Here is a 12,282-nt window from a genome sequence, read left to right as displayed (position 1 = left end):
CTTAAAGCAATTTAAGTATAGCATAAACATTACTAACTTTGCAACTTTATTAACTTAATACCAACTGTCAAACCTTGGTATTCCTTAGAATAGAAATCGGCCTCGATCTCTTTATTAGTGTCCAAAGATAAGGCAAGGGTCTGATCTTTTATATATTCAACCCATGTATTTATTGCTTCCTTAATTTTTTCATCTTCTGTTTTTATTATTACTTTGATTCTGTCTGATATATCGAAATCAGCTTGTTTTCTAGTTTCTTGAATAAGCCTCACAACATCTCTTGCGAGTCCTTCTAGAATTAGTTCGTCATTGAGCTCAGTAGTCAGAACAACAATCCCTTTATTGTTATCAAATACAGAAGAATATTCACTGTTTGCTTTTAACAATAGTTCATATTCACCTGTTTCTATAGTATAGTTCTCTGTTTCATCCCCCAGAAATATTTGCTCATTCTCAATTTGCTTCCACTTTTCTTCTTTGACATATTGAACTAGTTTCTTGATTTTATCTGCAACCTTCTTACCAAGTAGCGGAAAATTTAGTTTTAGCTCTAGTGATGCAATATCTTCAAGTCTGTTTACTAATTCTAATTTTTTTACATTTACCTCATCTCTTATTATCTCTTGATATTCATTTTCAAGGAAATCGCAGGAAGACCTATGATAAATGGTCATACTGCCAAGTGGCTGCCTGATGCGCATGTTAAACGTATTTCTGATGGATAATGCAGAGTTACATATCTCTCTTACCAAATCCATCTTGGCAATGAGCTGACTATTATATCTCTCTAATTGTGGGAAACCAGCCAAATGAACAGATGTTTCTTCATACCTAAGCCCCTGCCATATAGTCTCTGTTATAAGTGGCAATAAAGGAGCTGCAGCCCGAAGCATGTAATAAAAAACTGTGTATAGCACATTATAAGCGTCAGTTTTGTCTTGATCTAAATCACCTTTCCAAAAACGCTCACGACTGCGACGAATATACCAGTTATTTAGCACTTCAAAGAAATCTGTCAGGATTTTGCAAGCCTCCTGTGAGTTATAGTTGTTCATAGAAGCTTGGATACCTTCCACAGCTTCAAAACATTTTGAAATCATGTAGCGATCAATAGTACTTTGATAATCTTGACAAATCTCAGCTTTAATTCCATCTGCATTTGCATACATAGTAAAAAAGTGATAACTGTTCCAAATAGGTTTTATTACGTTTTTTAGAACATCACGAACTAAATTTCCTTCTTTGTCGAGTAGTAAATTACCACCGCAGACAATGGAACCAGACAGCATAAGAAAACGCAGCGCATCAGAACCATATTTGTCAAACACTTCCATTGGGTCCGCATAATTATTCAGACGTTTGGATAATTTCTGCCCTTTTACATCCAAAACAACGCCGTGGCATATGCAGTTCTTAAATGGCTCACTATCAAATAAAGCAGTGGAAAGTACAAAAAGCGTATAGAACCATCCTCTTGTTTGTGCTATATACTCGGTGATAAAATCTGCAGGAAAATTACTCTCAAACCACTCCTTATTTTCAAACGGATAGTGAACTTGCGCAAATGGCATTGAGCCAGATTCAAACCAACAGTCAAATACATCAGGTACACGACGCATAACTGATTTTCCTGTTGGATCATCAGGATTTGGTCTCGTCAAAGTATCGATAAACGGTCTGTGCAAGTCATCTATCTTAACATTAAAGTCTCGCTCTAGTTCTGCTATTGAGCCATACACATCCACTCTTGGATATTTTGCATCGTCTGATTTCCACACAGGAATTGGAGTACCCCAGAATCGATTGCGTGAAATAGACCAGTCGTGCGCTCCTTCAAGCCATTTTCCAAATTGACCATCTCTTATATGATTTGGCATCCAATTAACTCTCTTATTTAGCTCTGTCATTCTTCCCTTAAACTTTGTCACAGCAACATACCAAGAAGGCATAGTGCGGTAGATTAAAGGAGTGTCAGTTCTCCAGCAGTGTGGATAATTGTGAATATATTGCTCAGTTTTCAACCAGCTCCCCTGCCTTTTTAATTTCTTGATTACTGTATCATTAGCATCAAAAACATGAACTCCTGCCAAATCTGAAACTTCAGCAGTAAACTTTCCAGCGTTATCAATTGGACAAACAGCCCGAATATCATGTCTTTGGCAAAGGTAAAAATCTTCTTCACCAAATCCAGGAGCAGTGTGCACAACACCAGTACCATCTTCTCCTGTAACATAATCAGCAATGAAAACACGGAACGCATTCTTTGTATCTTTAAAGTAATCAAACAGTGGTTTATAGGAAAGACCTGCAAGATCACTCGCTTTAAGTTTTGTATTACAGTTTTCATATTGAATATTGCTTTGTTCACAGTGGCTGACAAATTTCTCTAAATAACTTTCAGCAAAGATGCAGACTTCACCATTTACTAACACCATACAATACTCAATATCCTCCCCTACTGCCAGTGCGAGGTTGCTTGGCAACGTCCAAGGGGTTGTAGTCCAAGCAAGCAACTTACATTTTTGTTTAAATTGCTTTGGGTTTTCTAAAAGTTCAAAAGCAACAGTTACAGCTTTGCTAATTTTTTCTCTATATGCATTATCAAGCCTTGTTTCAAAATTAGAGAGTGGAGTTTCGCACGCCCAGCTATAGGGAACAACGCGTATTGATTCATACACCAGACCTTTATCATAAAGCTGCTTAAATGCCCACATGACCGACTCCATGAATGACTTATCCATAGTCTTATAGTCATTGTGAAAATCTACCCATCTTGCTTGTCTATTTACATACTTCTCCCATTCTGATGAAAATTTCATCACAGAAGTACGGCAATGATTATTGAATTTTTCAATGCCAAATTTCTCTATCTCAGTTCTACCAGATATTCTAAGTTCCTTTTCCGCGCCCATCTCAGCCGGTAGCCCATGGCAATCCCAACCAAATCTGCGTTCAACCCTTTTTTGCAGCATAGTTTGATATCTTGCAAATGCATCTTTTATAAAACCAGTAAGCAAGTGTCCGTAATGCGGAAGTCCATTTGCAAACGGAGGCCCATCATAAAATACAAAACAATGATCCTTGGAACGTTTCTCGACTGACTGCTCAAAAATTTTATTTTCCTGCCAAAATTTTATGATTTCCTTTTCTAGCAATGAAAAATCAGGACTGCTGCTTGTATCAGGATAATACTTCATATTCATTTTAACTGGATAAAATCAAAAAATATAGAGCTTTCCAGAAAATTACAAATCCAAAAACTCTGTTTCTATAAACATTGATAGGTGTTGACATTATTATACAGCATATTAATAAATCAGACTTATTTACTTAAGTTAAAGATGAATAAAGACAATAACAGTTGACCTTATCAGAAATTTCACGATGCTAACAAAAATAATAGTAAAAGCAGCGTTATTTGGAGATCGCTTTCTTATGAATATAATAATTCTGGAAAGGTTGAAAAAGTACACTATCAGTGGGAAAAGAAAAAAAATCCCGCAAATCTATTATATCAAGTCTCATATGATTGCGTAACAGAGAGTTGTAGTCCTTTAAGGATTAAATCTAGATAGCTTATAAACTTATAAAAACACACAAAGTGCTTCTACATGAGACCATGGGAGCACTTTTCTCTAATTAGGCAGCGCATCCCAACAAACTATTTTGCCGAGCTTCCAATATCCTTACATTTACTATTTTATCTTTGTATTTATCGTCAGGATCATCAACGCATACTGATTGCATGTATGGGCTTTTACCAATAATTTGATTTTGGTGTTTACCTTTTTTATCACTGAATAGAACAGGAATAGTTTTTCCTATCATACTCTGATTAAATTCAAGTTGTTGCTTGCTAATTAATTCCTGTAAACGAAGAAGACGCTCTGTTTTAACCTCTTCTGGTACTTGATCTTTTCTTTCCGCCCCTGGCGTTCCTGGCCTTGGGCTATATTTAAAACTATAAGCCTGAGCGTACTTTACTTTTTCTACTAACTTCATAGTTTCCTCAAAATCTTTTTCAGTTTCTCCAGGAAAACCAACAATAAAATCAGAAGAAAATTCGATTTCAGGTTTCAATTTGCGCAATCTGTCTATTATTTCCAAATACTCCTCTGCAGTGTGTTTCCTGTTCATTGCATGCAATATTTTATTCGAACCTGACTGCACAGGTAGGTGAACAAACGGCATGAGTTTTGATTCCTCCGCATGTACCAAATAGAGAGATTCGTGCATATCTCTTGGATGAGAAGTTGTGTAGCGGATTCTTTCTAGCTTTTCAATTTTAGCAATGTGACTAATTAATTTTCCTAAATCCCACACCTCTCCTTCGCACTCTCCATGATAAGCATTGACGTTCTGACCAAGTAAAGTAATTTCCTTTGCTCCGTTTTTAACCAAATTCAATGCTTCACGAAATATTTCATTTACTGGTCGTGAGTACTCAGCCCCGCGAGTGTAAGGCACCACACAAAACGTACAAAATTTATCACAACCTTCTTGTATAGCAAGAAACGCAGAAGACCCTTGATTATTGCCATAACATTCATCCGGCAATTTATCAAACTTTGCAACTTCTGGAAAATCAGTATTTATTATATGACCTTTACTTCTACTTGCTTTGACTATCAACTCCGGTAAAGCAGGAATACTCTGCGGACCAACAACAATATCAACAAAAGGAGCCCTTCTGAACACTTCTTCTCCCTCTGCTTGCGCTACACATCCAGCCACCACTATAGTAATTTCCTTATTTTTTTGTGATGAATGAATCCTTCCAAGCTCTGAATAAAGTTTTTCTGTTGCCTTCTCTCTAATATGACAAGTATTTAATATCACCAAATCAGCTTGTTCTGCATCACTCACAACACTGAACCCTAGAGGCTTAACTATATTCTCCATTAAAACAGAGTCATAAACGTTCATCTGACAGCCGTAAGTTTTAATGTATAGGCCTTTCATATTAAAATTCTTCATATAAATCCTAGTAAATTATATGAAAAACTGGATTCCAGTACAACAGCCAATAAAGATTGCTTGACAAACCTTCTCGCTTTCCTTACTCTAACAGTAGGGGTATTTTAAGAGCTCAAAAATCTATCTCAGTCTGCAGACTTTTCAGTCAATTTCTCAATAAAAAGTGTAGCGTATCTTCTTCGGTTTATACTGTAGTATGTCTTTCTAATCTTTCAGGAGGATTTTATGTCCAGAATTCCAGATACTTAACCTTTATTCTTAAGCTAAAAACCGATTGGTACCTATGGTTTTTATAAAGAAAGTGCAAAAAATACTTTAAAGAATATGAAATAAAGGTAGAAAAGGCTTAAGTAGCCAAAAACTGTTTCCAGGCATAAATTTGTCATGTATACCAAAAAGTAATTACACTAATATAATATTCACACTTATATACTAATATGGATATAATACTAATTAAAGAGCATGTTATGCAAGAAGAAGTATCAGATTCTGCAGATGCTCTTTATCAAAATAAATGTGATTCCTTTCGAGTGACACTCTCCTATATCTTTCTTTAGGTTATACAGAAGTCTAACACAATTATAGAACAAGCTTAAAAGTTCTGGTAAAGTAGTTTTATTTATAAAGAGCATGCTACTTGATATTGAAAAACGCAGCATAACAAATGCACTTTGGAAGTTACAAGAAGCAGATCAAAGGGAGATTTTAACTCTTATACAGAGATTTGAGTTGCCAGAAATATTAGCAAGAATATTAGTTGCTCGTGGTGTTAACATAGAAAATGCACATGACTTCTTATATCCACTAATCAAATCGCTATTACCAGATCCCTTTCACCTCCTTGATATGGATAAAGCTGTTTCTCGTATAATACGGGCAATAAAAAATAATGAAAAAATTGCAATATTTGGTGATTATGATGTTGATGGTGCAACGTCATCAGCATTGATTAATAGGTACCTAAGAGCGATTGGAACACGCTCTATAATCTATATTCCAGATCGTGTTGATGAGGGCTATGGATTGAACACAGATGCTTTATTACAACTTAAAAAGAACGGAATTGATTTATGTATTTCTGTTGATTGCGGTACGCTTGCATATCAACCAATAGAAGATGCAAAAGTCTTTGGACTTGATATTATAGTTGTCGACCATCACCTTGGAACAGAAAAACTACCAATCGCTGTAGCGATTGTTAACCCAAACCGCCTTGATGAGAGCTCTCCTTATACTAATCTTGCAGCAGTTGGAGTGTCATTTCTGCTAATTGTTGCTCTTAACAGAAGCCTACGTGAGCAAGGATTTTTTACCAACAAAAAAGAACCAGATTTATTTGATCTACTGGATTTGGTTGCTCTTGGAACTGTCTGTGATGTTATGCAGATTACAGGCCTAAATAGGGCTTTTGTTTTACAAGGATTAAAAGTTATGTCAGCAAGAAAAAATGTTGGCTTACGTGTTTTGTTTGACGCTTTGGGAATCCTTGAAAAACCAAGTGTTTCACGATTAGGGTTTAGTATTGGGCCATGTATAAATGCCGGAGGAAGAATTGGAGAAGCATCGCTCGGTGCAAGGTTGCTTTCCACCGATGATGATGATGATGCACATTCAATCGCGCTAAAACTAATAGATTTGAATAATGCAAGAAAAATGCTAGAAAATGAGGCTATTTTGGAAGCTACAACACAAGCGGAAAATTTTGCCCACTTAGGTGTAAATTTTATAATGGTAAGTGGTAATTGGCACCAGGGAATAATTGGTATCATTGCATCAAGACTAAAAGAGCAGTTTCACTTACCAACGATAGTGATATCTTTAAACAATGGAATAGGAAAAGCAAGCTGCAGGTCAATTTCTGGGATAGATATTGGCGCTGCGGTTCTTTCTGCAAAATTTACCAACCTAATCATTGAAGGTGGTGGTCACAGTATGGCAGCAGGATTTTCGATTGAGGAAGGTAAAATAGGTGATCTATATGATTTTTTTACTGAAAGATTTGCAAACTCTACAAATGACAAAATCATAAAAGCCGATGGCATAGTAACAGCTAAAGCAATAAACTTATCCTTGTGGAATCAATTGCAACGCTTAGAGCCATTTGGTGTTGGCAATCCTGAACCGAGATTCATCATTCAAGGGGCAAAGATAAGAAAGCCGGAAGTTATAGGAGTTGATCATATAAAATGTTTTATTGCTGATGATAATGTTATGGTAAAAGCTATTGCGTTTCGCTCTGCAAATACTGAGCTTGGCTCTGCTATCATGCAGGGAAATGTTAAATCAATTTTAGGTAAAATCTCTATGAATTACTGGAATGGCAATGAATTTGTGCAGTTTTTGATAGAAGATGTCTTAACCATTAGTTAAGTTACTATTTTAAAATAATTACCTATCAATCTCACCAAAGACTATGTCGAGTGAACCGATAATTGCTGCAATGTCAGCAAGCATGTGTCCTTTTGCCATGAAATCTAAGGCCTGTAAATGCGCAAAACCAGGTGCTCTTATTCGACATCTATAAGGTCTATTGGTACCATCTGAAACTATATATACTCCGAATTCGCCTTTTGGCGCTTCAACAGCCACATAAGCCTCACCTTCTGGCACATGATATCCTTCTGAGTAAAGTTTAAAATGGTGAATCAGAGCTTCCATAGATTTTTTCATCTCTGCTCTTGGTGGTGGAGAAATTTTTCTATCTTCAGTTTTTATTGGGCCTCCAGGCATTTTCTCTATACACTGCTTCACCAAGCTGATAGATTGCCTAATCTCTGCCATTCTTACTAAATAACGGTCATAACAGTCACCATTTTGACCGATAGGTATATCAAAATCTAGCTGATCATATATCTCATATGGCTGGCTTTTCCGCAAGTCCCAAGCGAGACCAGCAGCACGCAGCATTGGTCCACTAAAGCCCCAATCAAGCGCCTGTTTTATTGATATTTCACTAATTCCTACAGTTCGTTGCTTCCATATCCTATTTTCTGTCAGAAGACCATCAACATCATCTATATACTTTGGAAATTGCTCTATAAATTTTGCAATATCCTCAATCAAACCTTCTGGAATATCTGCTGCAACTCCACCTGGTCTTATATAAGCTGCGTGAAATCTTGCACCTGAGGCCCTTTCATAGAACTCGAGTATTTTTTCTCTCTCTTCAAAGAGCCATAAAAGAGGAGTCATTGCTCCAACATCAAGCGCTTGGGAAGAGATGTTTAGTAAATGATTTAGTATTCTTGTCAGCTCACAAAATAGAACACGCAAATATTTTGCCCTAATCGGAACTTCGCACTGCAATAATTTCTCTACACATAACGAATATGCATGCTCTTGTGACATTGGTGACACATAATCAAGGCGGTCAAAATATGGCAAAGCTTGAAGATAGGTTTTATATTCTATCAATTTTTCAGTGCCACGGTGCAAAAGCCCAATATGAGGGTCTGCCCTCTCAATCACTTCACCATCCATTTCTAAAACAAGACGTAACACCCCGTGTGCAGCTGGATGCTGCGGTCCAAAGTTTAACATCATTGTCTTTAGATCAGGCATATTTGGCAGTTTAAGGTATTAAAGTTGTATAGGATAAAATGTGTTTAAAGTCAATACAATAGAAAAACTCCTTAAAAGTTCACCATCTCCTCATGATCTGATAGACAATATTTATTTGAACTACAATTATTATACTTGTGTTGATTAAGGTAGCAAAATTATGTATAGATAATTTTGACTAAAAAATAGTTTTTCAAGTCCTATTTTGGAGTAATCAAAATTAATGAAAGACAATAAATATAACTTAGGTTTAAGAATCATTCATTGGTTAATGTCTGCTCTTATTATTGGTATGCTTTGTTCTGGACTGTACATGAAAAGTTTGCCGATTAGCAGTGAAATTAAATTCAGCATATACGCTATTCATAAGGCTTGCGGTATCACCGTTCTTGGATTAATTATAGTACGCATATTTTTTCGCGTCTTTACTTATGTTCCACCACTTCCAGCCAATTTTTCTCGATTCGTAATTAATGCGAGCAAAACGATACACTTTGGTTTGTATGCTTTGATGATGCTAATGCCACTATCTGGTTATGTCATGTCTTCTGCTTCTAGTAAAGAGATCAAATATTTTGTTCATATCCCTTTGTTAATCAATGAAAACAAAGAGCTAGCTAGTGCAGCTAATCAGCTACATTCGATACTTGCGTATTTTATGGTACTCTTTATAGTCTTACATATACTTGGCGCTTTGAAACATACATTCATAGATAAACAAAACATTTTTAAACGTATGATATAGGCTATATGTTGAGCAGGCTTTGGAAGAAAGGAACGAATTTTCTCGGTAGTGAATTTTCAATAATGGGTGGTGCTATGAGCTGGGTTTCAGAGAGAAATTTAGTTTCGGCAATTTCAAATGCCGGTGGTTTTGGTGTAATTGCATGTGGTGCGATGTTCCCAGACTTACTGAAAAAAGAAATCATAGAAACACAGAAATTAACTAACAAGCCATTTGGTATAAACCTAATTACTATGCACCCAAAGTTGAGTGAGTTGATAGATGTGTGTATTGAAACGAAAGTAAGCCATATAGTGCTTGCTGGCGGATTACCAACAAAGCCTAATATAGAAAAAATCAAGAGTGCAGGCATTAAAGTTATGTGCTTTGCACCAGCATTAAGCCTTGCGAAAAGGCTAGTAAAAATGGGAGTAGATGCGTTAATAATAGAGGGAATGGAAGCAGGCGGGCACATAGGGCCAGTTAGCACTTCTGTTCTTGCACAAGAGATATTGCCTCATTTTAAAAATGAACAAATACCAGTGTTTGTCGCAGGTGGAATAGGAAGAGGCGAAATGATAGTGAACTACCTAGAAATGGGAGCAAGTGGCTGTCAAATAGGTACATTATTTGTCTGCACGAATGAGTCAATCGCTCACAAAAATTTTAAAGAAGTATTCATCAAATCAGCTGCGCGTAATGCTGTATCTTCTGTGCAGATTAGTGCTGATTTCCCTGTAATTCCAGTAAGAGCTATAGCCAACAAAGCAAGTGATGATTTTATGAAGCATCAAAGAGACATTATCGATAAATATCAAAATGGAGAAATCTCAAAAGAAGAGGGGCAACTTGAAATAGAAAAGTTCTGGGCTGGAGCTTTAAGAAGAGCAGTAATTGATGGAGATGTTGAAACAGGATCTTTAATGGCCGGTCAAAGTGTTGGCATGGTTGATAGAGAAAAGCCTGTAAAAGAAGTGATAGATATGCTAGTTCAACAGGCAAGCAATTATGTTGAAATGTAAAACCAGTAATCAGCAAAGCAAATAGTTAGCAAATTGCTATAATTATCCGTAATAAGGCATAACCGCTTAGTTTTAATGTAAAATTAACGCTAAAGAGGTATCTATACATTTTGTTATGTATGGAGAGATGTTATGCTAAGTACTTCAAAAAAAACTCAGAGTAATGAAGTAGATATTAACCAAAAATTGTACGACACTATATACAAGAAGGTAACAAAAAAAACACATAGCAATCAAAGTCCAAAAAAAGATGGAGATGGAACTATCAAAAAATGCATAGAGTTGTTCAACAATGGAGCTGATCCCAATGTATTAATTCAATTAGAAAAATTACTGAGAGAGCAAGAAGAATATCAAAAATATTATAATTATTACACTGAGAAATTTCTTCCAGCATTGAAAAAAAAAGTGATAGAGTCAGGGGAATTAATGAAACCTTCAGTACTTAACAATGAAGAAAAATCATCACAAAGATCACCAACAATAAAAGGGAAAACATTAAAAATAATTTCAGAGATTACTAAAAAGAGCAACAATAAAGATCATTCTAGTAGCACTATTCAAAATCAGAAAAGTCTTAGAAGTAATCAAGCAAATAGACAAAATAATACTATGGAACTATTTAACAAACAAAGTCTTTCTGGTGAAGTTGAAATTCCCAAAAATTCAGGTATTAATCCTCTGGAAAAGGATTCTTTAGCTAAGGGTGTAAGTGGAAAAGGAACCCCTGGAAAATACAATACCTTGAGAAATTCAGGTTATTATGGTGCTTCAGCACATCCTACATCAAAACAATCGCAAGCAAGAAAGGAGATCGCACAATCACAATTGAATAGTCAATCTGATCTTTCGATTGATAGTAAAGATTTAAAAAATGAAAAGCCTAATATAACTGTGAATGCTGTAGAAGTGCCAAGCGGTGCAAATACTTCTAAACTCAGTAGTAGTAGTGATTTAGATAGTGGAATAAATTCATCTAGCTTGGCATCAAGTAGCAGAAGGAGCAGCTTAACTTCAGTAACAAGCATTTCATCTGAGGAAAGTGTACACTTAAAATTAAACCCTGCTGAGGAAGATAATAGTTTGCAACTAGAAGATGAAGGAAAAACAAAATTAGCACATCCGAACAAAACAAGGCCCAAAGGCCCAAGCGGAAGAATATCCCCTTCTAAACATTATAAGAAGACTGAAGAAGGGCCTCATTGTGTGATCTCAGTGACAGGCAGTAAGGTAAAAGATACAATGCAATCCAATAATTATGAAAATAATAGTAAAAACAAAAATCTTCACGTCGCACTTGTAACAAGTTCTGCTCTCTTAGCAATAGGGTGCATTGTTGCAGGAGCAATGACATCAGGATTAGTAGGAGCAGGACTGTTTGTGGTGGCTGCGGTGTTTGCTACAGCAGCTGCTGCTGAATTGTGTTCAAACTTTCTGTCAAGTAAATTGACATCCATTAGTGTGAGTCCTCTTGTTGATAATAAAGAGCTAACACGGTGATAAAAGTTAAATATGAGTTACTTATGGTGAGCAAGTGAATTCGGTTCTTGCCTATTGATGTAAAAATTGTTACATTTGAGGAGTATCTTAAAGGTATTTAGCTGATGCATATTCAATTGGGTAGAGTTTTTGCTATTGTAGCCCTGTTAAGTTTTATCTTCATGTCATGTTCTAGCAAAGCAAGTGATGAATTGAAAAATATACCAGGAACGTTGAAAGAACTTATTTCTTCATTTTCAGTTAAAGATACTGTAGAAAATATGAGTCCCTCAACAATTATAGGTTTATGTATAGCTACAGTGATACTTGCAGTAGTGTTCAGAGGCCTAATTTTTTTCATGATAATATTTGGCGTACTGATCATGATGTTTGGAAGCACAGAAAAGGCAACAGATTACCTGAAAGAAAAATTCAACTTTGCAAAGGACATACAGTTACAATCCAATAACAAAAAAGAAGATAAGGATTAAGTAAGATAGATGATTCTTTATTATCTTT

General features: G+C 35.9%; 8 protein-coding genes. 5 read left to right on the top strand and 3 right to left on the bottom strand.

Annotated features, from left to right (window positions below; genetic code table 11):
• Positions 1 to 32: 32 nt before the first annotated feature.
• Complete coding sequence (gene ileS / locus OOK99_RS00805; RefSeq protein WP_264719887.1) at positions 33 to 3,203, bottom strand: isoleucine--tRNA ligase; 3,171 nt, start codon at positions 3,201 to 3,203, stop codon at positions 33 to 35.
• Between the two features lie 436 nt (positions 3,204 to 3,639).
• Positions 3,640 to 4,962, bottom strand: coding sequence for a tRNA (N6-isopentenyl adenosine(37)-C2)-methylthiotransferase MiaB (gene miaB, locus OOK99_RS00800; RefSeq protein WP_264720205.1), 1,323 nt, complete (start codon positions 4,960 to 4,962; stop codon positions 3,640 to 3,642).
• A gap of 645 nt (positions 4,963 to 5,607) precedes the next feature.
• Between miaB and recJ the strand changes: the two genes are divergently transcribed.
• Positions 5,608 to 7,347, top strand: a complete 1,740-nt coding sequence (recJ, locus tag OOK99_RS00795) for a single-stranded-DNA-specific exonuclease RecJ (protein WP_264719886.1) — start codon at positions 5,608 to 5,610, stop codon at positions 7,345 to 7,347.
• 18 nt (positions 7,348 to 7,365) lie between these two features.
• Here the strand turns inward: recJ and OOK99_RS00790 are convergent, their stop codons facing one another.
• On the bottom strand, positions 7,366 to 8,538 hold the full coding sequence (locus OOK99_RS00790; protein WP_264719885.1) for an NADH-quinone oxidoreductase subunit D: 1,173 nt from the start codon (positions 8,536 to 8,538) through the stop codon (positions 7,366 to 7,368).
• Positions 8,539 to 8,761: 223 nt separating this feature from the next.
• Between OOK99_RS00790 and OOK99_RS00785 the strand changes: the two genes are divergently transcribed.
• From OOK99_RS00785 to OOK99_RS00770, 4 genes are all read left to right on the top strand, one after another.
• Positions 8,762 to 9,283 (top strand): cytochrome b, encoded by a 522-nt coding sequence (locus OOK99_RS00785; RefSeq protein WP_264719884.1) that lies wholly within the window; start codon positions 8,762 to 8,764, stop codon positions 9,281 to 9,283.
• A 5-nt stretch (positions 9,284 to 9,288) separates the two neighbouring features.
• Positions 9,289 to 10,284 carry an NAD(P)H-dependent flavin oxidoreductase gene (locus OOK99_RS00780; protein ID WP_264719883.1) on the top strand — a complete coding sequence of 332 codons (996 nt, stop codon included), beginning with the start codon at positions 9,289 to 9,291 and terminating at the stop codon, positions 10,282 to 10,284.
• 132 nt (positions 10,285 to 10,416) lie between these two features.
• Positions 10,417 to 11,784 (top strand): DUF350 domain-containing protein, encoded by a 1,368-nt coding sequence (locus OOK99_RS00775; protein ID WP_264336243.1) that lies wholly within the window; start codon positions 10,417 to 10,419, stop codon positions 11,782 to 11,784.
• Between the two features lie 104 nt (positions 11,785 to 11,888).
• Entirely contained in the window at positions 11,889 to 12,254 is a 366-nt protein-coding gene (locus tag OOK99_RS00770; protein WP_226079535.1) for a hypothetical protein, read from the top strand.
• The last annotated feature ends 28 nt before the right edge of the window (positions 12,255 to 12,282 follow it).

This window comes from Wolbachia endosymbiont (group B) of Eucosma cana, assembly GCF_947250645.1.
GTDB lineage: Bacteria > Pseudomonadota > Alphaproteobacteria > Rickettsiales > Anaplasmataceae > Wolbachia.
This window is presented reverse-complemented; position numbering and strand designations above follow the sequence as displayed.